Origin of the sequence: Amycolatopsis sp. NPDC051371 (assembly GCF_040682155.1) — a bacterium.
GTDB lineage: Bacteria > Actinomycetota > Actinomycetes > Mycobacteriales > Pseudonocardiaceae > Amycolatopsis.
Genome location: NZ_JBFBAG010000064.1, coordinates 35,177 through 57,417, shown reverse-complemented (window position 1 = coordinate 57,417; position 22,241 = coordinate 35,177). Strand labels below are relative to the sequence as shown.

General features: G+C 67.7%; 26 protein-coding genes and 1 pseudogene. 12 read left to right on the top strand and 15 right to left on the bottom strand.

Features of this window, described 5'->3' with window-relative positions:
- Positions 1 to 199 precede the first annotated feature (199 nt).
- From AB0M59_RS47515 to AB0M59_RS47505, 3 genes are all read left to right on the top strand, one after another.
- On the top strand, positions 200 to 1,036 hold the full coding sequence (locus AB0M59_RS47515; RefSeq protein ID WP_364628974.1) for a GRP family sugar transporter: 837 nt from the start codon (positions 200 to 202) through the stop codon (positions 1,034 to 1,036).
- Between the two features lie 236 nt (positions 1,037 to 1,272).
- Positions 1,273 to 1,470: a hypothetical protein gene (locus tag AB0M59_RS47510; protein WP_364628972.1), complete on the top strand. Its 198-nt coding sequence runs from the start codon at positions 1,273 to 1,275 to the stop codon at positions 1,468 to 1,470.
- A gap of 135 nt (positions 1,471 to 1,605) precedes the next feature.
- The gene (locus AB0M59_RS47505) at positions 1,606 to 2,043 is read left to right on the top strand and encodes a VOC family protein (RefSeq protein ID WP_364628970.1); all 438 of its coding nucleotides are present in this window, start codon (positions 1,606 to 1,608) and stop codon (positions 2,041 to 2,043) included.
- Positions 2,044 to 2,382: 339 nt separating this feature from the next.
- On the opposite strand, the gene AB0M59_RS47500 is transcribed toward AB0M59_RS47505, so the two are convergent.
- The 4 genes from AB0M59_RS47500 to AB0M59_RS47485 form a co-directional block, all read right to left on the bottom strand.
- Complete coding sequence (locus AB0M59_RS47500; RefSeq protein WP_364628967.1) at positions 2,383 to 2,625, bottom strand: hypothetical protein; 243 nt, start codon at positions 2,623 to 2,625, stop codon at positions 2,383 to 2,385.
- 47 nt (positions 2,626 to 2,672) lie between these two features.
- The gene (locus AB0M59_RS47495; RefSeq protein WP_364628965.1) at positions 2,673 to 4,664 is read right to left on the bottom strand and encodes a WD40 repeat domain-containing serine/threonine protein kinase; all 1,992 of its coding nucleotides are present in this window, start codon (positions 4,662 to 4,664) and stop codon (positions 2,673 to 2,675) included.
- Complete coding sequence (locus tag AB0M59_RS47490; protein WP_364628985.1) at positions 4,559 to 5,002, bottom strand: DNA cytosine methyltransferase; 444 nt, start codon at positions 5,000 to 5,002, stop codon at positions 4,559 to 4,561. Before AB0M59_RS47490 ends, AB0M59_RS47495 begins: the two co-directional genes overlap by 106 nt.
- 282 nt (positions 5,003 to 5,284) lie before the next feature.
- Positions 5,285 to 5,734 carry a MarR family winged helix-turn-helix transcriptional regulator gene (locus AB0M59_RS47485; RefSeq protein WP_364628962.1) on the bottom strand — a complete coding sequence of 150 codons (450 nt, stop codon included), beginning with the start codon at positions 5,732 to 5,734 and terminating at the stop codon, positions 5,285 to 5,287.
- Between the two features lie 91 nt (positions 5,735 to 5,825).
- Here AB0M59_RS47485 and AB0M59_RS47480 point away from each other — a divergent pair, with 91 nt between their 5' ends.
- The 3 genes from AB0M59_RS47480 (at position 5,826) to AB0M59_RS47470 (ending at position 8,832) form a co-directional block, all read left to right on the top strand.
- A complete protein-coding gene (locus AB0M59_RS47480; RefSeq protein ID WP_364628960.1) occupies positions 5,826 to 7,043 on the top strand; it encodes an amidohydrolase family protein in 1,218 nt (405 codons plus the stop codon).
- 321 nt (positions 7,044 to 7,364) lie between these two features.
- The gene (locus tag AB0M59_RS47475; RefSeq protein ID WP_364628957.1) at positions 7,365 to 8,012 is read left to right on the top strand and encodes an MFS transporter; all 648 of its coding nucleotides are present in this window, start codon (positions 7,365 to 7,367) and stop codon (positions 8,010 to 8,012) included.
- Between the two features lie 46 nt (positions 8,013 to 8,058).
- Positions 8,059 to 8,832 carry a class I SAM-dependent methyltransferase gene (locus AB0M59_RS47470; protein WP_364628955.1) on the top strand — a complete coding sequence of 258 codons (774 nt, stop codon included), beginning with the start codon at positions 8,059 to 8,061 and terminating at the stop codon, positions 8,830 to 8,832.
- Between the two features lie 180 nt (positions 8,833 to 9,012).
- Here the strand turns inward: AB0M59_RS47470 and AB0M59_RS47465 are convergent.
- Both AB0M59_RS47465 and AB0M59_RS47460 read right to left on the bottom strand, forming a co-directional pair.
- Positions 9,013 to 9,603 (bottom strand): annotated as a pseudogene (locus AB0M59_RS47465) (transposase); the annotation flags it as partial.
- Between the two features lie 101 nt (positions 9,604 to 9,704).
- Entirely contained in the window at positions 9,705 to 9,881 is a 177-nt protein-coding gene (locus AB0M59_RS47460; RefSeq protein ID WP_364628982.1) for a peptidase inhibitor family I36 protein, read from the bottom strand.
- 478 nt (positions 9,882 to 10,359) lie between these two features.
- On the opposite strand from AB0M59_RS47460, the gene AB0M59_RS47455 reads away from it, so the two are divergent.
- The 3 genes from AB0M59_RS47455 to AB0M59_RS47445 all read left to right on the top strand — a co-directional run bounded on the left by AB0M59_RS47455 (position 10,360) and on the right by AB0M59_RS47445 (position 12,456).
- On the top strand, positions 10,360 to 10,782 hold the full coding sequence (locus tag AB0M59_RS47455) for a hypothetical protein (RefSeq protein ID WP_364628952.1): 423 nt from the start codon (positions 10,360 to 10,362) through the stop codon (positions 10,780 to 10,782).
- A 108-nt stretch (positions 10,783 to 10,890) separates the two neighbouring features.
- Positions 10,891 to 11,136, top strand: coding sequence for a Clp protease N-terminal domain-containing protein (locus AB0M59_RS47450; protein WP_364628949.1), 246 nt, complete (start codon positions 10,891 to 10,893; stop codon positions 11,134 to 11,136).
- A 153-nt stretch (positions 11,137 to 11,289) separates the two neighbouring features.
- Positions 11,290 to 12,456: an aminotransferase class V-fold PLP-dependent enzyme gene (locus tag AB0M59_RS47445; protein WP_364628947.1), complete on the top strand. Its 1,167-nt coding sequence runs from the start codon at positions 11,290 to 11,292 to the stop codon at positions 12,454 to 12,456.
- 94 nt (positions 12,457 to 12,550) lie between these two features.
- On the opposite strand, the gene AB0M59_RS47440 is transcribed toward AB0M59_RS47445, so the two are convergent.
- Together AB0M59_RS47440 and AB0M59_RS47435 are read right to left on the bottom strand one after the other, a co-directional pair.
- Positions 12,551 to 12,934: a hypothetical protein gene (locus AB0M59_RS47440; RefSeq protein ID WP_364628944.1), complete on the bottom strand. Its 384-nt coding sequence runs from the start codon at positions 12,932 to 12,934 to the stop codon at positions 12,551 to 12,553.
- A 366-nt stretch (positions 12,935 to 13,300) separates the two neighbouring features.
- Positions 13,301 to 13,522, bottom strand: a complete 222-nt coding sequence (locus tag AB0M59_RS47435; RefSeq protein ID WP_364628941.1) for a hypothetical protein — start codon at positions 13,520 to 13,522, stop codon at positions 13,301 to 13,303.
- 111 nt (positions 13,523 to 13,633) lie between these two features.
- Here AB0M59_RS47435 and AB0M59_RS47430 point away from each other — a divergent pair, with 111 nt between their 5' ends.
- On the top strand, positions 13,634 to 13,882 hold the full coding sequence (locus tag AB0M59_RS47430) for a hypothetical protein (protein ID WP_364628939.1): 249 nt from the start codon (positions 13,634 to 13,636) through the stop codon (positions 13,880 to 13,882).
- A 120-nt stretch (positions 13,883 to 14,002) separates the two neighbouring features.
- Here the strand turns inward: AB0M59_RS47430 and AB0M59_RS47425 are convergent, their stop codons facing one another.
- Together AB0M59_RS47425 and AB0M59_RS47420 are read right to left on the bottom strand one after the other, a co-directional pair.
- Entirely contained in the window at positions 14,003 to 14,914 is a 912-nt protein-coding gene (locus AB0M59_RS47425; RefSeq protein WP_364628936.1) for a hypothetical protein, read from the bottom strand.
- Between the two features lie 206 nt (positions 14,915 to 15,120).
- Complete coding sequence (locus AB0M59_RS47420) at positions 15,121 to 16,011, bottom strand: hypothetical protein (RefSeq protein ID WP_364628933.1); 891 nt, start codon at positions 16,009 to 16,011, stop codon at positions 15,121 to 15,123.
- Between the two features lie 351 nt (positions 16,012 to 16,362).
- On the opposite strand from AB0M59_RS47420, the gene AB0M59_RS47415 reads away from it, so the two are divergent.
- Positions 16,363 to 16,713: a hypothetical protein gene (locus AB0M59_RS47415; RefSeq protein WP_364628931.1), complete on the top strand. Its 351-nt coding sequence runs from the start codon at positions 16,363 to 16,365 to the stop codon at positions 16,711 to 16,713.
- Between the two features lie 1,237 nt (positions 16,714 to 17,950).
- Here AB0M59_RS47415 and AB0M59_RS47410 read toward each other — a convergent pair.
- The gene (locus tag AB0M59_RS47410; protein WP_364628929.1) at positions 17,951 to 18,103 is read right to left on the bottom strand and encodes a hypothetical protein; all 153 of its coding nucleotides are present in this window, start codon (positions 18,101 to 18,103) and stop codon (positions 17,951 to 17,953) included.
- A 130-nt stretch (positions 18,104 to 18,233) separates the two neighbouring features.
- On the opposite strand from AB0M59_RS47410, the gene AB0M59_RS47405 reads away from it, so the two are divergent.
- Positions 18,234 to 18,953 carry a hypothetical protein gene (locus AB0M59_RS47405; RefSeq protein WP_364628927.1) on the top strand — a complete coding sequence of 240 codons (720 nt, stop codon included), beginning with the start codon at positions 18,234 to 18,236 and terminating at the stop codon, positions 18,951 to 18,953.
- Between the two features lie 453 nt (positions 18,954 to 19,406).
- On the opposite strand, the gene AB0M59_RS47400 is transcribed toward AB0M59_RS47405, so the two are convergent.
- The 4 genes from AB0M59_RS47400 to AB0M59_RS47385 form a co-directional block, all read right to left on the bottom strand.
- Complete coding sequence (locus tag AB0M59_RS47400) at positions 19,407 to 19,607, bottom strand: hypothetical protein (RefSeq protein WP_364628924.1); 201 nt, start codon at positions 19,605 to 19,607, stop codon at positions 19,407 to 19,409.
- An 82-nt stretch (positions 19,608 to 19,689) separates the two neighbouring features.
- Positions 19,690 to 20,118 carry a hypothetical protein gene (locus AB0M59_RS47395; protein WP_364628921.1) on the bottom strand — a complete coding sequence of 143 codons (429 nt, stop codon included), beginning with the start codon at positions 20,116 to 20,118 and terminating at the stop codon, positions 19,690 to 19,692.
- Between the two features lie 787 nt (positions 20,119 to 20,905).
- Positions 20,906 to 21,460: a 3-oxoacyl-[acyl-carrier-protein] synthase III C-terminal domain-containing protein gene (locus AB0M59_RS47390; RefSeq protein ID WP_364628918.1), complete on the bottom strand. Its 555-nt coding sequence runs from the start codon at positions 21,458 to 21,460 to the stop codon at positions 20,906 to 20,908.
- Positions 21,461 to 21,469: 9 nt separating this feature from the next.
- Positions 21,470 to 22,237: a glucose 1-dehydrogenase gene (locus AB0M59_RS47385; RefSeq protein WP_364628915.1), complete on the bottom strand. Its 768-nt coding sequence runs from the start codon at positions 22,235 to 22,237 to the stop codon at positions 21,470 to 21,472.
- Between the last annotated feature and the right edge of the window lie 4 nt (positions 22,238 to 22,241).

Sequence of the window (22,241 nt, the reverse complement as noted above, 5' to 3'; positions counted from 1 at the left end):
TAGGACCGGCGCTTGCGAGGAGGCATGAGGACATCCTTTCAGCAGGACGATGGGTCCTGCTAACTCGGTGTCCACTACCCGGGGTGAACCTCACGACGGGCGGCCGCACACTAAGCAAGAGCCATGAGGGATCTCCAAAGCCGGCGCGCTCCGGCCGAGTCGGTGATGATGCCTGCGCCGCGGAAGCAGGCCTGCGCGCGTGGGTGAAGCTCTCGCGCTCTTGTCAGCGCTGTGTTTCGGGATCGCGGACTTCTCCGGCGGGCTGCTGTCCCGCCGTGCCCGTCCAGAGCTGATCGGGTTGATCGGCCAGGTCAGCGGGCTGCTGGCGACGGCAGTCGCGGCATTTCTGGTCGCCGCGCCGACGGTGCAGACCCCGAGTTTGTTGTGGGGTGCCCTCTCCGGCCTGGGAACTGGTATCGGCGTGCTTTTCCTCTACCGCGGCATGGGCCGCGGCAGGATGAGTGTGGTCGTGCCGCTCAGCGACGTCGGCGGGGTCGCCCTTCCGGTTCTCGCCGGCGTCGCACTGCTGGGCGACCGGCCCTCCGGGTCCGCCTGGGCCGGTATCGTCGTGGCACTGCCGGCATTGTGGTTGATCGCCCGCGAAGGTGGCGGCGACCACGACTCGAACTCCGCGAACAGCGCAGTCGACGGGTTGATCGCCGGGATCGGCTTTGCGCTGCAGAACATCGCGCTGGGACAGGTCGACCCAGCCGCGGGGATGTGGCCGATCGCTATCAGCCGGCTCGTGTCCGCGCTCACCTTGTTCCCGGCCGTCCTCTCCACACCGCAACGATTCCGCGTTCCCCCGCGACTCCTCCTGCCCGCCGCGGTGACCGGTATCGTCGCTGCCGCCGCGATCGTGCTCTACACGTTGGCCACCCGGCAGCAGCTCCTCGCGATCGCGGTCGTTCTGTCGTCGCTGTACCCGGCAATCCCGGTACTGCTAGGAATCTCACTGCTCAAAGAAGAGCTGCGCGCTACGCAGGTACTGGGGTTGGTCGGGGCGGGAGCCGCGATTGTGTTGCTGGCAATCTGAGTCGCTATCGGACCGGTACGGATCCTGGACAGGACGAGTAGCTCAAGTGATCGCCATGGCTGCAGGGCACCACAAAGGTTGTCGGCATAGAAGCTTGCGACGTCACCCTCCGAACCTGAATTTCAGGCGTGCCAGGGTTATCGTCGCGTTCCGACGGCTCAAAGGGGAGAACCCAGCAGGTCGCCCAGCGCTACAACCGTGACGCGACAGGCGTGGTTGCTGGTGACGGTGGCGTCGTGAGCAGGCGTGAGCCGCGGCCGTGTCAATGGCCGGCGGTGTCACTGGTGTGGGCGCTGGACGAGGTGTTCATCGGGTTCGCGGGCCGACCGGTGGCGGTGGTCCGCCGCGAGCTGGAGGATGCCTGCGAGGTGTTGGACTGCCGGCTGGACGACGACACGTTGGACGTGTTCGCGGCCGAGCTCGGCCGCCGGTGAGCGACCACATCAAGCAATGGCGAGGACTCGCGGACCGATACGACAAGCACGCCACCGTCTACCGCGCCGGGCTTGTTCGATCGAGTCCGGGCTCACCACCGGAGCTAATCGGCCCGGCTCGGTAGCATGCAACACGTGACCATCAAACTTGAGAACGTCGGCATCACCGTTCGCGACCTCGAAGCAGCGATCTCCTTTTTCACAGACCTCGGTCTCACGGTCGTCGGCCGTGACACGGTCAGTGGTGAGTGGACCGACACTGCCGTCGGCCTTGATGGCAACCACGCCAACATTGCAATGCTCCAGACGCCAGACGGTCACGGTCGCCTTGAGCTCTTCGAGTACATCCACCCCAAAGCGATCGAGTCGAATCCCACTCGTCCCAACGAGATTGGGATGCACCGCGTCGCCTTCTCAGTCGATGACATCGACGAAGCCCTCAAGATAGCCGCGAAACACGGATGTCGTCCGCTTCGGGGCGTGGCGACCTATGAGGACATCTACAAGCTCACGTACGTCCGCGGTCCCAGCGGCATCATCGTGATGCTCGCCGAGGAGCTGAAGAAGAACTGACGCCCGATCGGCACAATCAGGATGTGTTGCTAACCTCCTCGGGGCTATAAGCAGACAGCCGAAGAGTTTTCGCTGGTGACAGCCCACTACGTGCCATCCGCAGGCTATTTCCCCCTGCCGGATGGGCCGGGCTCGTGGTCCTCTGCGGCTACACCGCGGCTGTACTCGGCCTCGCCGCTTTCCGGCTACGACAGCGGAACCCAGCTCACCACCGCAACCGGAATGGGGATAGCGAGGGCATGGCTGAAGAGTGGCTGCCGGCCTCGACGCTTGTTAGCGCGAATTCCTGCCCGACCAGCCTCAGGCCCGGGACGCGCGGCCGGACGCGGGCTGACGTGCTCACCGGCCGCGGTCGCGATACTCCCGCCATGCGCACTGCAGCTCGACAACTGCGGCGTCCTCGTCGACGCCCGGAAGCGGAGGATCCGGTTCGCATGGCTCGCCGTCGTCGGCGACGAGCTGATGCAGTTGCTCCAGCAGCCCGATGCCGCAGTCGTAGTGACTCAGCTGCCGCGGCCGGACGAGATCACGAGCGAAGACCAGGTCGGGACGCTGTGGTGTCAGCTTGAGCCGATAGGGCACCGGGCGGGTGGCGTGGCGCCGCCACGGTTCCCTGGGCGCCGTGACGCTCAGCCGATCCGCACCAGCGAGAGGGCGAGCGAGTCCCGGGTCACGGTCACCGCGACGTGCCCGTCCGGACCGAGCACCAGGCCGTCGAGCGTGGCCGTCCCGGGCAGCTTCGCCTCGCCCTTGAAGGTCGGTTCGCCGCCGTCGGGAACGTCCCAGAGCCCGACTGTGCCGACGTGGGTGGTGAGGGTCAGGACGCGGCCGCCCGCACCGAACGCCAAGCCGCCGGCTCCGTACTCGTGCTGCTGAGCCGGACCGGCCGTCCGGGCCGGAGCCGCGGCCGTCCAGAGCTGGACCGAACCCCACTTGGCGAGCGCGAAGCCCCGGCCGTCGGGGCGCACCGCCACCGCCGCCAGGTCGTCCTCGTCCGAGCTGCTCGACGTCGTGATGTGCGCCGGGTCGGGCACGTCCAGCACGAGCACCGGGCCGACGTCCTCCTGGCCGGCGACGAGGGTGCGGCCGTCGGGGCCGAACGCCATCAGCTCGGCGGACGAAACACCGGTCAGCTTCACCGAAGAGCCCAGCTTCGCCGGGTGGGCGGGGTCGGCGACGGTCCACAGCTGCACCTCGCCCGAGCGGGTCACCGCGAGTGTCCGGCCGTCCGGGCTGAACGCGAGGGCGTTGATGGCGCAGCACGGCAGCTCCCGCGCCGACAGCTGCCCGAGTTGCGCCGGGTGCGCCGGATCGGCGGTGCTCCACAGCTGGACGTTCTCGTTCTGGTCGTCGGTCACGGCGAGCACGTGGCCGTCGGGGCGGAAGGCGGACCGCTCGGCGTAGGGCTGCTTGCCCAGCCCGGGCCGCGGGATCCGGCCCGCCGGGCGCGGGTGGCCCGGGTCGGCCAAGTCCCAGAACTGCACGGCCGACTCGACCGCGGTGACGAGCACGCGCCCGTCGGGACTGAACGTCGCCGCCTGCGTGACCTCGGTCCCGCCCAGCGCCACCGCGCCCGGCAAGTCCCCGAGCGCGGTGACGGGCACGACGGTCACCGGCGGCTTCTTGTCCCCGGGGTTCGCGATGGCCAGCACCACCACGAACGCGACGACCAGCCCCACGATCGTGAGCACCACAGGGAGCTTCACCCGTGATGGCGCCGGGCCGTGGGGCACCGTCGCGGCGACGGTCGCCTTGGGGTGCGGCACCGTCGGTTCGGTGCCGGGCGCCTGCGGGGCGGTGACATCGGAACCCAGCAGCGCCAAGGCCTGCTGGGCCGTCAGGCGCCGCCCGGGTTCGCGGACCAGGCACCCGGCGACGACCCGCCCGAGCGGGCCGCCGCACGGGGGCGCCGGGACCTCGGCGTAGAGCACGGCGTGCACGACGGCCGCGGCGGCGGGGTGGTCGAACGGGCCGCGGCCCGCGAGTGCGTGGAACAGCGTGGCCCCCACCGACCACAGGTCCGCGGCCAGCGTGGGATCTTCGCCGTGGAACAGCTCGGGCGCCATGTACGCGGTGGATCCCATGACGCCGTCGCGGGTCAGCCGGGTCTCGTCGACCGCGTGCGCGATGCCGAAATCGACGAGCTTCACCCGGTCGCCGGGCAGGACGAGGATGTTGCCCGGCTTGACGTCCCGGTGCACCACGCCGATCCGGTGGGCCGTGGCGAGCGCTTCCAGGATTCGCACCGCCAGCGCCGCGACCCGCGCCTCCGGCAGGCGCCGGTCGCGCTCCAGCACCTGCGCGAGGGACGGGGCTTCGACCAGCTCCATGACGACGTACACCGCATCGTCGTCCTCGGTAGCGGGCAGGACGTCGTGGATGGCGACGACCCCAGGGTGGCTGATCTGCCCGGCGGTGCGCGCCTCCCGCAACGCGCGGCGCCCGACCAGCGCTTTCTCGTCGGCCGGGAGCCCGGGCGGCGGCCGCAGCTCCTTGACGGCGACGGCGCGCTCGATCAGCTCGTCCGTTGCGCGCCACACCTTGCCGAAACCGCCCTCGCCGAGCACCGAGCCCAGTCGGTAGCGCCCCCGGAGGAGCTGCGGCGACGCAGCTTCCACCATCGACTCTCCTCGCCCCGGATCCCCAGTTGATCGGTCGCAAGGTAACAGGTGGCGGCGGTTTCCTCAGGCGTAACAGCCGGAAAGGACGCCGAACGCGGCCTTCGGCTCCCACGGCACGCCCGGGTACGGCGTCCCGTGACGAGCGGGCGGTAGGTCGGCGTCGGTAGCACGGTCGTGCCGGACCGCTTCGCCACGAGGATCGCGCGGGAGCGGGTCTGTGGGACGCCGAACTCCTCGGCGGCGAGGAGCCCGGTGTCCACTGAGTAGCCCTCGCGGCGAAGCACCTCGGCGACGGCCTCCCAGACCGGCGGCAGGGGGCCTGCTCGAACGCAACCCACTCCGCCGAGGTCGAGGAGCGCGAGGAGCCACTGGAGCGGCTGCAGCACGAGGGCGGTCCTCTCGTCAGCGAAAGCGGACGTGTCGACGACCTGACGGGCTTCGAGACTCTTGATTCCGATGAGGACGAGGTCGAGAGCCTTCCGCCAGGCGCCCTTCCCTGTCGGCGAGAAGGTCTGGCAGGGAAACCCTTACCTGACCGATGACGATCCGATGCGCCTGGCCTTCCTGACAACCCCGCCGGGCCCCGAAGTCACCGCCGCGTCGGCATCGACGCCCCTCCGTCACCGCGCTTTCGCCGCCCGGCGGCGGGACCACGCGCCGGCGTCAGCGGTGTAGCGGACCAGGAGCCGCGCAAACTGGGCGCGTTCCTCCGGCGACCAAGTGGCTGTGATGTCTTCGAATGCCGCGCGCTGGTCGGCGGCGAACCGGGTTCGCTCGGCCTCGCCGCGTTCGGTGAGCTCGAGCACCGTCCGGCGACCGTCGGCCTGGGAGGCCGCCCGCCGCAGCAAGCCGTCGGCGATGCAGGCCGCGACCGTCCGACTCGCCACCGGCTGCACGACACCCATCTCCGCGGCGAGCCCGCCGACCGTCAGCTCACCCGGAGCGTCGGCGACCACGTTCAGCACCAGGTTGCGGGACATGTCACGGCTCGTGGCCGGAGTGCGGCGGCGCAGCCGGGACAGGGCCGGGCCGATCTGGTCCAGCAGGGAATCTTCGGCGGAACTGCTCACCTCCCGGATCGTAGTACCCCGCGCATTTGCATACCAAGTCAAAACTACATAGCATCAGGTATGTAACTACGAGCGAGGAAGCGAGGCTGCCATGGCCACCACCGCCATCACCGGAGCCCGGGTGTTCGACGGCGAGAAGACGCTGGGGGTGCAGACCGTCGTCCTCGACGGCCGGACGATCCGCAGGATCGGCGGCGAGGTGCCCGACGGCGCCGAGGTCGTCGACGGCCGGGGCGCAACCCTGCTGCCCGGCCTGATCGACGCACACGTCCACTCCGGCCCCGGCACCCTGGGACTGGCCCTGCGGTTCGGCGTCACCACCGAACTGGAGATGCAGGGCATGAACACCCGCGAAAACCGGGCGCACATCACCGAGGACGACACGGTCGCCGACGTCCGCTCGGCCGGCTTTGCCGTCACCCCACCCGGAGGTCACCCCAGCGAACTCATGCCCGAAGGGTTCCGGCCGGCCGGCGACCTGCCGCCGGTGATGCCGCTGATGCCGTTCTCCACCACCCCGGAAGAGGCCGCCGCGTACGTCCCGCAGTTGCTGGCGCGCGGCTCCGACTACATCAAGTTCATGATCGACGACGGCAGCGTCGAAGGACACCCCGGCCTGCCGATGCTCGACCAGGCCACGCTCGACGCGGGCGTCGCCGAGGCCAAGAAGTACGGCGCCCTCACCGTCGCTCACACCCTGACCCTCGACGCCACCCGCATGGCCGCCGAAGCCGGCGTCGACGGCGTCGTCCACGTATTCATGGACCAGCCGCACACCACGGAAATCGTGGACCTGATCGCCGAAGCCGGAATGTTCGTCGTGCCGTGCGTCTGCCTCGACGCGTCGATGATGGGCATCACCGGCAGCGACCTCGCCGACGATCCCCGGGTCGCCCGCCGCCTCGACGACAAGTGGGAAAAAACCCTGCGATCCAGCTACAACCGTTACCCGCAAGGCAAACTCGACGACGTCCTGGCGACCGTACGGGCGCTGGCCGTCGCAGGCGTGGACCTGCTGGCCGGCACCGACGCCTCCATGGCCGAGACCTTCTTCGGCGGCCTGGCGCACGGCGCCAGCCTGCACCACGAACTGCAGTACCTCGTGGCCGCCGGCCTGGCGCCCGCCCACGCGCTGCGCGCTGCGACGGCGACCGCAGCCCGCCGATTCGGCCTCGGCGACCGAGGCCGAATCGCCGAAGGACTCCGCGCCGACCTGCTGCTCGTCGACGGCGACCCGACCGAGAACATCGGCGACACGCTCAACACCCGCGCGATCTGGCGACGCGGCAGCCGACCCGAGCAGGCGTGACAGCGCCGGTCTTCCTGGGTGCCGCACACCCAGGAAGACCGAGATGACGAAATGCTGGACTACGTGCGCACGCAGGGCCGCGGTAGCGTGATCGCGGCCGGTCCTTGCTTCCGGAGCACCGACCGGCGACGCCCGCGAACACGCTCCAGAGCCATCGTGCAGACCGACCATGGCGACAGCATCGAACCTCTGAAGTAACCGATGAGCGATCACGCGAGCAGCTGCCCGGGAACAGCGTCAAGGCGATACGGTAAGCGCATGTACGTGACGCCGCCGACGCCGCATGTCACTCGCCCGGTTGCCGCGCCTGCCTGGTGGCAAGTGTTCGGACCCGGGCTCGCCGCGCTGATCGGGCTGTTCATGCTGACCGTGATCTACCGGTTCGACGGCATGTCGGAAATCCAGCGCAACCTCGGCTTGTCCAGCCAGAGCCTGCTCCTGATCGGATTGGTCTCCTATCTGGTCGGGGCAGCGCTCGCGGTACCCGTCGGGCTCCTGCTCGGCGCCCGCTTCCCCACGGCGGTGACCATCCCCGCACTCGGCTTCCTGTTCTTCGGCGTCCTGCTGGCCGCCTTCGCCGACGCCGGCGGGCTCCTGCTGGTCGGCCGTGCCTTTACGGGGCTCGGCACCGGCGCGGCCGCCGGTGCGACGGTCGCGCTGATCCTGAAGCTCCGCGAGCGACGCGGCGTCGTCGCCGGCGTGACCGCCGCGCTCGCCGTACTCGCCCTGGTGCTCGCGCCGGTCATCGGCCAGCTGATCTCCGAAGCGGTGGGGTTCCGGGTGATCCAGCTGGCCGCGATTCCGTTCCTGCTGATCGCGCTCATCGCCAACGCGGTCCTCGGCTTCGTCACGCTCGCCGCGGCCAAGCGCCAGGTTCCGCCCATCCCATACGGCATGCCTGCCCCGCCGGCGGGACCCGTCGGTCCGGCCGGGTTCACCGGCGACCCGTGGCAATCGGGCGGCGCCTGACGACTTGCTCCGCTGATGTACTGATGTGCCACCGTGAGTCTGCCGCGTGACGGAGGTAGTAGTTGTGACGGGTTATGACGCGCTTGCCGAGGTGTACGAGTGGCTCATCTCCGATGTGAAGCTGACTCCGGCCGAGTTCGCTGCGTCGTTCGATGACGTCCTCAGTCTCCTGCCGTCCAACGCTCACGTCCTCGATTGTTCGTGCGGAACCGGGCAGTTGGCGGTTGGCCTCGCCGGTCTTGGTATGCAGGTTGTCGCAACTGACGCCAGCGAAGCGATGGTTCGTCGGACTGCGGAGTTGTCTGGGGAGTTCGGGGCATCTGTCCGGACAGTGCGGGCGGACTGGGAAGAGTTGCCCGACCATTTCGATGACGTCACCTTCGACATGGTGTTCTGCGTTGGCAACTCGCTGCACCATGCCGTGGGCGCGAGAGGCAGGGTTGCTGCTCTGGAGTCGATGTCACGGCTTCTGCGCCGTGGCGGGCACTTGGTGCTCACTTCCCGCACGTGGGAACTCGTGAGGGCCAGAGGTTCCCGACTGGACATCAGTGACCGACTCGTCCGCCGGAACGGTCGTGATGCCGTCGTGGTCTACCGCTGGGAGATTGCACCGCTTTGGGAGGAGGAGCACCACATCGAGATTGCGGTCGCGCAAGTTGATGCGGCTGGGTCGGTTCTTGTCCGCTCGGAACTGCTGTCGTGCTGGCCCTACCGATACGACGAACTCGAAGTCGAGTTGCACCGGGTCGGACTTCGGGCGGAAATGAGCACGTTCAACCCTGAGGCCGAGAACTACATGGTGGTGGCGAGCAAGGTCTGAGTAATAGTCAAGACCTGTGGATGATGTAGAGGTCGTGGCCCATGCAGCTGAGGCCTCCCGCTCCTTGACCAGGACCAGTAGAGTGCGCGGATGATCGTCCGTATCTGGCGGGGCTGGACAACCCCCGAGAACGCCGACGCGTACCGGTCGATCGTCAGCACGAGGGTCTTGCCGGCCATCGCCATCGGTCATCGCGATCAGCTCCTTCGTGCCGTCCGCCCGCACGCCCATCAGCGCCAGCACGGCCGACTTGGCTTCCTCCAGGCGGATGCGCAGGCGGATGCCCTCCGCCCAGACATAGACGTAGTCGGTCGCGGACAGGTCACGGTCCTGGAAGTCGGCGTGATCAGCCTGCCACTGCGTGGTCAGCCGGGTCACCGTCGCCGGCGAGAGGCCGGCAGCGGAGCCCAGGAACTGCTCGAGTGCGGGCACGAAGTCGCCGGTGGACAGCCCGTGCAGATCGAGCAGCGGCAGCACCTCGCTGATCCTCGGGGACTTGCGGCATCAGGGCGGCAGGATCGCCGAGGAGAACCGCCGACGTTCGCCCGTGGCCTCGTCGATGCGCTTGTCGTTGATGCGCGGTGCCTTGACCTCGACCGTCCCGGCGGCCGTGGTGACCTTCCGCGGCTGGTGGTGGCCGTTGCGCACCACCAGACGGCGGCCTGCCTCGTCGCGCTGATCGGCCAACTCAGCTATGTAGGTATTGACTTCCGCGTCCAGCGCGGCGGCGAGCATCCGCCGCGCGCCCTCGCGGACGATCTCGTCGATCAGGGAGCCGTTCGGGAGCCATCGGCATTGATTACGCTCAGCACGGGCGTTGCCTTCCCGACCGACGTTCGCAGCGTCGGCCTACTCGGGTGACCATCAATCGATCACTCGGGAAGGTACGCCCACCGCGCGCCTCCCGAGCCCCGATCCACAGGTACTGAGCATTGCTCCTGTAAGTCCCCGAGATCCGGAACACTGAGCTGGAAGGTTGCCGTCCTCCCGGTACCGCCGGAGCCTTCCCATACGCAGAACCATTCAGCCGGGCGGTCGTCGAACGCCATGATCGATGCGCGTTCGTCGGTGTTCAGGAGCCTCGCCGGGCTGGCGGTTGCCGGCGCGACCGCCACCAGCGCGATGAGTCCCACCGCGGCGTAGAAAGTGACTAGCCAACGCATCACCGTTGCTCCTCGTTCTCAGCGGGCGCCGGTGCGCAAGGAGCCGATGTTGTCGTTGCGGTTGTAGTGAGACGTGTTTCCCTGCCAGTTCCCGACCGGCCACGGGCCTCCGTCGCGGTTGATGTTCAGCCAGGTGCATCGCCGGCACGGTTGTTCACCCCGACCCGGCAGGAATGAATCATCATCAGGTCTCCGACAAATTTGCGATATTCGTATCAGGAGTCTATTTCGTGATCAAATCACCCGATCGGATCTATGGCGCCATCTGATCACGAGAGTACAGTTCACGCCCATTGGGGAGAGGAGGTGATTTTCTCACAGCCGACAGCAACGGAGTTGGATCACCAAAAAGAGGGGAAATATCGTGCGCAAAGCATTGGTACTTTTTGCGGCCTTTGCACTGACGTTCCTGGCATTGACCGTCACGTCAACCCCGGCCAACGCGACAGAGAAGGCCTCAGCGTCAACATCGACCACCGCTTCCACCATCGTCGCCGTCCACGATTCTTCAGCCAAGCCGGCCTCGGTGGAGTCGAATGCCTACTGCAAGGAAGGGAACACCAGCATCTACCAATGTCCCTGGATGCCCGACTGCGGCGCGGCAAACGACGGTCAGTGGATCCACGACGACAACGGGCAACTATGGCGTTGCGAGTTCTTCATCAACTTCGGCGGTTTCGCTTGGTACAGCGATCAAGGATGCCTCGCGCCGACCGACCTAGCCGGTGAGGGGCAGGTCGACACTCGATACGGACAGGGATTGCCCTCCAAAACATTAATGTGCTGACAGATGCCGTGAATCTGTAGCCGAACCTTCTCGACGGTCGATTTACACCGCGCGCGGGGAGCAGTAGGATACTTCCGCTTCCCGCACGCGGATTCGAGAGGACCGGACATGGACTCAACAGCCGATCTCAAGATGACACCCAGGTACGTCGAGGTGTCCGAAGCGGCACATCGTATCGCCGAGGAGCTCGGCCACTCCCACGTCGGCGTCGAACATGTCTTCCTGGCCATCATCAGGGACGACTCCGCCATTCCCAGCCAATTGATCGAACGCCATATGCGGCGAGACACTCTCGAACAGGAGGTATTGGAACTCATGGCGTCCAAGGGGTACCAGGGAAAGCGGCCCGACTGATTGCGAGGTTTCGTGCACATCACAGAGGGACGGCTACCCGGTTCGCTTTGGTCCAGGCGACGCGTGATCGCGGCGGCTACAGCGAGTGCGATCACGGGCTTTCACAGGTCCCGCCCGGACAGTGGCCCGCCAGTTGGGCCGGGCGGCGGTTCAGTGGACTGGGAGTGGGTCAGAGCCCAGTTCGCTTTGAGGACCGACCTGCTCCACTTCGCTCCGTTCATCATCGCCAGCCACCCCCGGGTCGTGCGAGAGGCCATCGAACTGCACCGGACAGGGCTGGACCGCGACCCGGTCGGCTACTACCGGCAGAATAAACTCCGTGAAGAAAAGGGGCGGGCCGAACTAGCCGGATACCTGGATTGCCCACCGGAAGAAGTGGCACTCACCGACAGTACGACGATGGGCCTTGCCCTCGTCTACCTCGGCCTTAAGTGCCGTCCCGGTCAGGAAATTCTGACGACGAGCCACGAATTCTACTCAACCTATGAATGCCTGCGCCTGAAGAGCACCCAATCGGGTACGACGGTCCGCCAGGTCGATCTCTACTCCGAGCCGCGTTCCGCCGAGGAACACCAGATGGTGGCGGCGCTCATCGGCTCGATCACCGGCAACACCCGATGCCTAGCTCTGACCTGGGTCCATTCCGCGACCGGAGTCAAGATTCCCGTCAAGGAAATCTGCGGCGAAATCCGGCGTATCAACGAAGATCGTGCGGAGCACGAACGAATAGTCGTCTGCGTGGACGCGGTCCATGCTGTCGGAGTCGAAGATTTCTCGATCAGTGAACTGGGCTGCGACTTCCTCGTGTCCGGGGCGCACAAGTGGCTCTTCGGCCCGCGAGGAACCGGATTCGTCTGGGGAAGCACCGCAGGCTGGAACAACGTTCAGCCGTTGATACCGAACTTCGGTGTCATGTCCGGCGAACAGCCGACCGGATTCCCGGGAATCATCGGCACCCCCGGCGGGTTTCACTCGTTCGAGCATCGTTGGTCTCTGGCTGACGTCTTCCAGTTCGTCAATCCGATCGGCAAGCCTGCGATCAGTGAGTACATCAGCGACCAGGTGACCCAGATGATCGGCCTGCTCGGCGCTGCGGGGGTCGAGGTCGCAACTCCCGCGGACGCCCGCCGACATGCCGGCATCGTCTCCTGCAAGATCGCCGGGCGCGATTCGGCGAACGTCGTCGACGAGCTCCGAACCGACCATGGGATCGTGGCCACGACCTCACCTGGTGAAGGTGAATACGTTCGGCTGGCGCCGAGTATCGTGACGACGCCGGATCAGGTTGAATACGTGGCCGAGGCGATGAGCCGGCTCTGACCTGCGGCCGACGGTCCGGACCGCCGGGTGCTTTTCGGGCACCCGGTCAGCGCAGGATGCAGTCGACTCCGAGCCCGACCCCGGTGAGGACGTATTAGTAGACGCGCGACGCGTGGGCGGCGTCGGTCCCGGTGCACGCGATCGGGACGCCCAGCAGGTCGACCGAGCAGTAGGTGTAGAACGCGAGCCCGAGCCGTGGACCTTCATCAGCACGACGGTCGCACCGGCGTACGACGATGGCGTGCACCGAGATCTTGAACCGGAGGCCGAAGCTGACCGCCAGCGCGGCGACCAGGCAGGCGTGTTCCGCTGCGGCCAGCGCGATCATCTCATGCGGGGCGTTGCCGACCAGCAGGACGACGAAGCCGACCGCCAGCGAGCCGATGCACGCAGCGAACGGGATCAGCCGTCCGGCACGGTTGGTGACGTGGCGGCTGTCCCATTTGCCCTGCTTGGCGCCGCGAACGATGACGGCCATCCGAACCAGTGAGCCGGTCACCCCGACAATCAGCCCCCAAGCAGAGTCTCGCCCGGGTGGTGGTCAATTACCTGCCAGGCTACGAGAAGCGTCGACGCGCGCCCACACGACGCCATCTACACCGCCGGAGGCCACGAGTACACCCGCGAGGCCACCACGGTGCGCGGGTGCCGGCGGCCAGCTCGGCAACGTCGCCAACCGAGGTAGCCGCTACCGCACCGCGGGCACGGCGCGGCCTACCCCGGCGCAGCTGAGCAACACCGCCCACGACAAGACCAGCTGGTCGAGCTACTGCGCCGGCTCGACTACCTCCGCTGAGCACATCTGCTCTCAACCAAACTGAACCGACAGCGACACATTCCGAACCTAAATTTCAGATTGTTGAACAATCTGCCAATCCGTCCGTCGGAGAATTTTTTTTGAAGCGTCGCTGTCGGCGAGCCAGGCGCCGACACCCGCGCCAAGCATCGTGAGCAGCAATAAGGCCAGTTGCAACAGCAGGTTGCCGACCATTCCCGCGAATACCTGCGCACCACCCGAGCACGCCAGAGCGGCGACACCCCAGACGCGTGGCGAGAAGGTCTTCACCTTGCCATCGTCGCAGATCCTCATTCCAGGAGCCACGCCTATGACCGATTCCGTCGTTCCGGCGCACCGCCCGGCGAAGGTGCCGCTCCGCCGTCTGCTACCGATGCGTCGGTGTCCCGCACACAGACCGGTGCTCCTGCCACGGCGACCGAGCCACCGGCCGTCGACTACTACAACGCCCCGAACTTCGTGGGCGAGTCGTTCGCCCTGACCCCGACCGACACCCCGTTCCTGTCCGCGATCGGCGGGCTGACCGGCGGCAAGCGCGCCACGCCCGGGAACGGATCGCCGCCGAAAACGCGCCCGCGCCCCGCCGACGACCCGCCCGCAAGCAGCCGTCGCCACCCGACCTCGACGTAACCATCTCCTCGCTGCCGAAGGGAGGCGCGCCCCCCACGCGTTCCTTCGCCTCACGGCCGTGGGCAGACGTCAGGGCCGGAAGCGTGGGCTTCCGGCCCTGAACGTGGATGCGGTGTGCTGCTACTTGCCCAGGAGCGCGGTTGCCGACTCGAGGGTCCCCGGACCGTGCTGGGTCAGCGGGGCGGTGACCGCACCGGTGTTGTAGCGCCCGCCGTGGGTCAGCGGGGTGCTCCCGGCCAGCTGGGTCAGCCCGGTGAGCGAGGCCAACCGGGTCACGTCGGACACCCCGTTCAGCGCCGGCACCCCCGACGGGAGAACTCCGTTGGTGCTCGGCAGCAGTCCGCCCAGCAGCGGAAGCCCTGCTGCCGGCGTGTCCGCGCGCCGGTCGTAGGTCGGCATCGCGGGCGGCAGGACCGGCGCCGCCGACTGAACTGCCCCGGCCGAAGCGCCGGACGTGTGCAATCCGGTGACCCGGGTGCCTGCATTGGGGTTCAGGGGCTGGGTCGAGACCTCTCCGCGCAGCGGCAGCGCCGTCAGCTGACCGTCGACCGGCGTGACCGTTGCCCGGCCCGGCATCGTGTCCGGCGTCGCCGTCAGCGGCGCGGTAACCGGCAGAACGGGCAGGTCGGTAGCCGCCAGCTCACCGCCCAGCGGTGCGTTGAGGTCCTGTTCCGGCAGATCGCCGTCCACGTCGGCGCTCGGCGCCGGATCGTGCTGGAGCAGGTGCACCGGCACCATGTGCAGGACCCCGGCGGGGACCGGAGCCTCGGCGGCCGGGGCCGGGCTCTGCTGAATGGCGGCGGGCAGCACACCGGCCGCGGCCTGCGACTGAGTCGCCTCAAGGCCGTTGGTAACGCCGTTTACCGCGTCGGCGACACCGTGCTGCCCGGGGTTGATGACAAGCTGGTCCAGCGACGAGGCCGGCACATCGGGAGTGACAGTTTCGGCCGCGGACGCGCCGCCGGTGCCCACCATCAGCAGGCCGCCGCTGGCCAACGCGACCTGCAGGGTCCGCTTCGTCTGGATACGCATGACAAATACTCCTTCGAACAACACAATAGAAAATGGCAAACGGTTACTGAATAACAGCAAAGGCGTCGACGGATGAACCGCCGGCAACGAAAGCGCACGCCGGCTTCACCCGCGGAAGTCCGGTATGGGTCGGCGCCGTGACGACACCCGATGCGAGCAGGCGAACTGCCGACGCGGGTTTGCGGGCCGGAGGGCCGGAGTGTGTGTCAGTCCGGCGTGATGCCGGGCTGGATTTCCGCCGCTGTCACAGCTCGGCGCAGCACATCATTTCGGCGGTGCGACGGCTGCGGGTGGTCCGCGGCAGGTGGCTGCACCGCGTCGCCACAACCGCGGTCGTGGCCGGCGCTGAGACCGGCATTGGCCGGAACCACGCAGGACGGCAGCCAGGAACGTCCGCGCCCAGTTGCGCCGTGATCGGATCCGTGGTCAGCGTGCGCCTGACCGGCGATCGCTGTCGTGGCGGCGCGGACTGGGATCGCCACCGGGGAGAGCCCGGCCGATCGTTCCCGCGTTCCGCTGTCCGCCGGTGCGCGCGTGGCGTCGTTCCGCCCCACTACATCGGGACCAAGGGGCGACTGTTCGACGTGGTCGCGTGGGGCGTCGGCCTGCGCAGCCAGTCCCGTCAGGTCGGTCGCCGTCACGGCGATGCGCCCGACCGCGAGGACGGTAGCGGGAACCGAAGCCGCCGCGTGAGTGACGCTTGTTTCGAGGACGTCAGCCAAGCGGCCCGTCTGCGCGGCTGCTCCAGACAGGTCGCGCACACGGGCAAGGGTGGGTGTCGCGGCGTCGTGAGCGCGCCGCACCAGGGGAACGGAGCCAGTCACCTGCGCGAGCATGGGCGACTGCGCGTCGCCGGCGGTTGTCACGACGGCCTGGGTACCCGACCCGATCGGCCCATCCGTGACTTGGGTGACAGTGCTGGCCGATGCCGTTGCTGTCAGCCACACGATCGCGGAGACCGCAGCAGCGCCCCCGATCACGACCAGCGCACGCGCGAGGATTCGACCGGCATGCACCGTGTCGCCTCCCCGCCTCGTCGCACTCGTCACGATCTCGATCCCCGTCTGTTTACCGACGCTTCTGCCATCGGCGATCAATCACGCCGATTCGGCCGCTCCACCATAACCACACGCCATTCACCACTTCTGCTTTACCCCACTCAGGGAGCCCGACGGATCCGAATTCAGTCCATTCGAGCACCGCTAGCCACGTCGCCGACCAGCAGGAACTCGCTTCCAAGATCGAATAAGCACACATCGAGCATGACGTAGTCGATTCACCCGATATAGCTACAATGTCGCTGGATTTCGAAGACTTCCCGCAACACGATCGAGGGGCCTGCGCGTGAATCGCGGCCGCGGCGTGCACCCTCCCCACCGACGACGCTTTCACCACCCGGTCATCCGACGTCGTCGATCCCCGTTTCGTTCTCACTCGAGGAGATCTCCATGATCAAGAAGATCGGCCTGATCACCGGCGCCCTCGCCGCCGGCGCGTTCCTCACCGGCGGGGTCGCCGCTGCCGACACCCCTGGCGACCTCGGCCAGCACGGCGTCGACTCCGGCCAGGTCGGCCTGGTCAATCTCGACAACACTGATGTCCTGCACAACGTCAACGTGACGCCGGGCATCTGCGGCAACGACGTCAACGTCCTCGGCGTGCAGGTTCCGATCCGTGACTCGCTCAACGGCATCGGCGTGCCGATCCTGTCGCCGGGCGAGCACGAGGCCGACGGCGAGAACCCGTACAACTGCGCCGCCGGCGCGATCACCGACGGCGGCACCAGCCAGGGCAACTGACCTCGCAGCACAATCCACGATGTCGGGGCGGACACCTGCGAGGTTGCCCGCCCCGACGTGATAATCAGAGATGGACGCGCATGGCGCGTCGTCTCACTCGGTCGACTTCTTCCGTGGTGTCGGCTTCCGCGCCGGCTTCTCAAGTGCGCTGCCTCGGGCGCGCCGCGGGCGGCACGTTCCGCTTCGTAGGCCTCGATCAGCTCGCTCGACGGCCGGCCGCGTTCGGCGACCTCGTAACCATTGGCTGCGGCCACTCGCGAATCTGCCGGCGTCGGGCTGCTTGGGGAGGTCGGGCAGTTTCTGCTGGGCTCCGGGCCACGGGCGCGTCAACCATCTCTGTCCGTCGGCCAGCGCTTCGTCGAGCAGGACCTCCGACGCGAGCCGAGAGGTCCACAGCTCGAATCCGCTGGTCATCGCGCTGTCCCAATCGAGCAGCACGTGGGGAGCCAACTCGTTGGCCCCGTCCACACTCGTTGCGGTGCGCGTGGGTCCGTTACGCCAGCGGGCTATCCCCCCGGGATTTGCGGCTCGCGTGGCCTGGTTGCGCGAACTCCCGGCTCCCTCCGGCTCCTCACCCTCCCCGAAGAGTCGCAACAGCCAGGCGGAGTGCTGCATAGTCCGGGGGAATCCTGGATCCGCCTGGCATATAGGGACACCGCACCCGGCCCACGAGCGGCTACCTGGTGTGGACGCGTCACCGGTTTGACTCGGGCGGTCCTGGGAAGGTCGCCACGGTGGCGATGAGTCGGATGGTCCACGTTTCGACGTGGCGAAGCCAGTTCGCCTCGCCCAGCCGGGCCGCTGCGTTGTATCCCCGCACGGTGACCTCAGCGGTATAGGTCCCAGGATGGGGCAGGGCGAGATAGCGGACGACCGGATCGGTGCTACCCGCATGGTCGGGGCCAGGGAGATGGACAATCGGACCGCTCACGGTGGTGCCGAGGCAAAGCCGATGCCCGGTGACGATGAAGATTGTCGTGCGTGCGCATCGCCCGGCACGTCCTGATCAGGTGGGCTGGTCCAGAGTTCGACTCGGACGCGAGCGTAGTGATCAGTTCCGCCGCTGTGCAGCCACAGCGCGCCGGGGGTGGCGGTAGCGACGTGGTGTGGTGGATCCCCGGGGTCCTCCCGGGTGCGCATGTCGGGGTCGAGGAGGGGGAACGTGCGGTGTTCGACCAGCACGTCCTCCTCCACGACCGCGTCGGGGCGATGAGCTTGCATCACGGTGGGATTGTGGTCAGCCGAGGCGAGACTGAGCGAGGACGATCTCCTGACCGGGGACGACGACGATGCCGCCGACCACGACTGGAGGTCTGACCACGCGAACGGCGTTCTGCACAAGGTCGCCTCGGCTGTTGGTCGTGGTTTCGTTCAGGTAGAGCGAGGCCACCCGGCGGCCGTCGGCGTCAAACGATCTGGCCTTTTCCGGGAACTCGCCATGCGTCCATCCGATTAGGTACCTGGAGCTTTCGGCACCTGGGGCGGCGACCGTCCTGCAGCCGCCGTCGGTGGAGGCCCGGGTGTTCTACGTCGGGTTCGCCGGAGCCCTGGACGCGTCCTTCCGCGTGTGGCACGACGTGCTCCAGGTCCACCTGTGGGAAGCAGTCGCGTTCTTCACCGTCGTCGAAGTACTCCTGCTCGGCTCCGGCTTCGCGATGCGCTCGAACCTGAAACGAACCGGCCACCCCGGCATGTACGGATCAGTCGTCTCGCTGCTCTCCGGCTTCGGCGTCGTCGCCGCCCTGCTCGTCTCGGAATGGCCCGGCAGCCTGTGGCAGGCCCTGGGCGGGCCGGTGACGTCCGTGCTCGCGCTGCATCTGGCCCTCGGACTCGAACTACGAGCCGCAGGCGCCCGCCAACGGTTCAGCCGATTCGACCAGGTCGTGCGGTCGGTCAGCGAGCACCTGCTGTCCTACGTGGGCGCGGGCACCGGCGACCAGACGTGGATCGTGATCCGCCGCGAACGAGCCCTCGCCCGCGCGGCCCGACTCGCCTCGAAACCGAAGCTGCCCCCTGGAGCCGGTACCGGCTCGCCCGGGCGACACGAGCTTGCGGTGCCGGCCGATCCGACACGGCGACCGCAGACCTCCTCAGAGCACTCGCTGCGGAGCGAGCCGCCCGACGCGTTGCTGACCATGCCAACCCTGTCGCCATGGGATAGCACCACCTGGATCGACGCCGCCGCGGCCGTCGCCCGCTGCCCCCGCCAGCCAAAACACGCCAAGTCCACGACCGACTGATCACGGTCGTACGGGACGCGTCCGGTACAGACCACCGGTCATCGGACACCCATCCGGGCGCGCCCCGACAGACGACACCACAATCCGACATCCCAGCTCAGCAAACTGGCAGAGCCGTATCCGGCGACACAAGGTGCCCAGGGACGCAGCTTGCTGCAACCAGGCCGCGAGCTCCGCACTCCTGCCGTCACCGCGTAGTGGCGCCAACCGCACATCCGCGTCGAGCAATCCATCAGGCACGGTCGCGGCCGACTGCGTGACCGTGCTGCAAATACGCGCGGCACGGCACTGGGCGCCCGCGGGCCCCACGCGTGAAGTGCGGCGACCTCAGTCGAACGTGTAGGGCCGGAGGTCGTTGATCTGCGTCCCATTGTAGATCCCGCGCCAGGCGCCTTCGTAGTCGCTGCCCCAGTACACGAATACGTCGTCATATGAGCCCGGGTACCCGTTGTTTCACACCGACTGGACTTCGTTGGCGCAGCCATAGTAGGACCAGTCGGGCTCATTGCCCTTCCAGCGATGGCAGATGGACTGAAGGTTGAGGTCGTAGTAGGCGTTGAAGTACCCGTCTGCAGCGATCGATTCCGAGGCGGTCGGCGCGGCGGACGCCGCCGGGGCGTTGACCGCCCCCACCGCGACCGCGAGGACGGCCACTGCGCATCCCGCGAACGCGCAACGTCTCCTGATCACGGTTGTTTCCTCTCTCCGATTTACCCAGCCGCCGGTCGGCAGCCGGTCAGGGGCCCGTGCTCTCGGCACGGACCAGCTCCCGGGCTCGCGGCAACGCGGCCTGCTCCAGGCGTTCGGCGGTGCCCACGTCGGCTTTGAACTTCTCCGTCAGCCGAGCGCCGTAGCGGGCGTCCAGCGTGCTGGCCGTCGAGGCCAGCCCCGAGCTCGCCGCGCAGTCCGCCTCCGCCACCGCCATGTGCTGTTCTTCCGGGGACGGCAACGGTTTCTCCGCTGGTGGCAGGTGGCCGCGCAGCTCCGCCGGGGTCGCGTAGGGATAGCCGGCTGCTCGCATGCAGCTCGCCCAGGGTCTGGCCGCTTCGGCGAATCCCGGGTCGGCCAGGACGGCGCCGGTCCGCAACGCCTTGAGGCCGTCTCTGGTCACCCGGGCTTGGAACCAGACGCGAGCGTCGCCGTAGAGTTCTTGCTCGGACGTCACCTGGCAACCCCGATCGCTGCGTTGGATAACCGTGCCGCTCGGACCCTTGGCACTCATACCGGTCGGTTGCGGCCCGTTGGCGGCCTGAAGCGCGGCCACCCGACGGCCGATGGGCAAGCTGCGGAAGTACTGCTGGTTGGGATCGGAGTTCCGGAGGTTTTCCCGGGCCAACTGCAGGTCCGTGCCGAATCCGTGCCGTCGTGCCCATCCGGCGTCGTCGATGACGTAAGGGAATTCTCGGTCATCCGGAATCCTTGGTGACGCTTCCACCTGGTAATCGAATCCAGTCTGTTCCATGCACTTGCGTAGCAAAATCTGTCGGGCCAGGTCGAGAGTCTCGGAATCGGATATTGCGGCCGGAAGGTGCGTTCCATGCCGCGCGGCCGGCCCACACGCGGTCAGGGCGATCAGCAGGAACACTCCCAGCGCTGCGGTGCAGGATCCCTTTTTCCGGCTAGTGGTCCGTGCGCGATCCATGACCTTCCTCCGAGTCTCCTGCTCCGGCAGGCGGTGTGCGTTGCAAGACCCGGACGCGGGCTGCTGCGCTGCTTCGCCGACGTGACCATCGCGGGTCTCCTCAGTCTTCTGAGGTGGGTCTATCCGGTGATCGGCGTTCCCGGCGTTGTTGATCAGTAGGTTTCGGCTCCGACCCGCAGCGGCGGCGCGGCAGGAGCTGAGGGCAGGTGGATCCGCAATGTGCAGGGAGACTGGCAGCAGCCCCGACAAATCTGACGTGCCAGCACCGCCGGTAGTGCGGGTTCGGCGAGCCGGATCAAGAGGAGAGCCGTTACCTCCAGATGAAGTGCGCGGCAGAGACCGTTACGCCGGGGCCGATACCGATGGCCAGGCCATGTGCACCCGGGGGCGGAGGGCTCGCGTAGGTTCTCGCGAGGACATCCAGTATCGAGACGGCACCGGTGTTGCCCACTTCTTGCAGGCTTTGCCGGGAAGGGTCGAGCAGTCCGGGGTTACAACCGAGCTCCTGGACGAGTCGGTCCACAATGCGGGGCCCGCCAGGGTGGGCCACAACGAAGCCGATCCCGGTCTCGTCGATGTCGGGGAGTTTTCCGAACCAGCGGAGTAGCTCCTGGACGGCGCGGCCGCTGGTGGTGCCAGTAGCCGCCGGCGGCCAGGACCCGCGGTTCGTCGCCGGTAGCGAGCCATCCCTGCGTCGCGTGTCCGAGGCGGAGGTCGTCCGGGTGCCCCGGTCCAAGGCGGCCACGGCCGTCAGGTGTTCGCTGCTTCGCACATGGACGACGACATCGTGCCCGTCGTCCAGCAGGGTCCGCGCAGCCGCGTGACCGAGGCCACCGGCCGAAGCGGTGAGGAAAACACGTGCCATGGATCCTTGCTACCGAGCGACGTAGCCGCCATCGACGGGCAGGGCCACCCCGATGACGAACCCGGCTCCGGGGCTGCACAGCCACAGCACGGCCTGGGCGATCTCCTCGGCGGTGCCGAGCCGGTTGATGGGCTGGCCGGCCTCGGCTTCGGCGCGGTCGAGCTCGCCCTTGGCGATCATGTCGCCGACCATCGGAGTGTCGATGGTGCCGGGGCAGATCGCGTTGATGCGAATGCCGCGTGGGGCGTACTCGAGGGCTGCGCTGGTGGTCAGCCCGATCACCCCGTGCTTGGAAGCGTGGTAGGAGGCACGGCCCGGGATACCGACGAGACCTCCCAGCGAGGAGCAGTTGACGACGGCGCCGCTGCCCTGCGCTCGCATGTGCCGCAGTTCGTGCTTCATGCAGGCCCACACCCCGCGCAGGTTGATCGCGTTGACGCGGTCGAACCGCTCGGCGGGTTCGTCGGCGGCGTCGCTGGGCGGGATCTGGATGCCCGCGTTGTTGTAAGCCAGGTCGAGGCGGCCGAAGGTGCCGACGGTGCGGTCCACTGCGGCGGCGACCTGCGCTTCGTCGGCGACGTCGCAGGTCAGGGCGAGAACCCGGTGTCCCGCATCGGTAAGGTCCTTCGCCGCCGCGTCGAGCGCGGCTTCGTCGACGTCGGTGAGGGCGACGGCCGCGCCGGACTCGGCGAACGCGCGGGCCGTGGCCAGCCCCATCCCGGCCCCGGCGCCGGTGACGAAGGCGACCTGGCCGCTGAAATCGTACGTGGGGTTCATCTCG

Bases quoted from the DNA above. Each gene is read 5' to 3' on its own strand.
- AB0M59_RS47495 (WP_364628965.1), bottom strand. From the start codon at position 4,664: ATGGTGGAAGCTGCGTCGCCGCAGCTCCTCCGGGGGCGCTACCGACTG.
- AB0M59_RS47480 (WP_364628960.1), top strand. From the start codon at position 5,826: ATGGCCACCACCGCCATCACCGGAGCCCGGGTGTTCGACGGCGAGAAG.
- AB0M59_RS47460 (WP_364628982.1), bottom strand. From the start codon at position 9,881: ATGGCGTTCGACGACCGCCCGGCTGAATGGTTCTGCGTATGGGAAGGC.
- AB0M59_RS47450 (WP_364628949.1), top strand. From the start codon at position 10,891: ATGGACTCAACAGCCGATCTCAAGATGACACCCAGGTACGTCGAGGTG.
- AB0M59_RS47440 (WP_364628944.1), bottom strand. From the start codon at position 12,934: ATGGCCGTCATCGTTCGCGGCGCCAAGCAGGGCAAATGGGACAGCCGC.
- AB0M59_RS47425 (WP_364628936.1), bottom strand. From the start codon at position 14,914: ATGCGTATCCAGACGAAGCGGACCCTGCAGGTCGCGTTGGCCAGCGGC.
- AB0M59_RS47415 (WP_364628931.1), top strand. From the start codon at position 16,363: ATGATCAAGAAGATCGGCCTGATCACCGGCGCCCTCGCCGCCGGCGCG.
- AB0M59_RS47390 (WP_364628918.1), bottom strand. From the start codon at position 21,460: ATGGCACGTGTTTTCCTCACCGCTTCGGCCGGTGGCCTCGGTCACGCG.
- AB0M59_RS47385 (WP_364628915.1), bottom strand. From the start codon at position 22,237: ATGAACCCCACGTACGATTTCAGCGGCCAGGTCGCCTTCGTCACCGGC.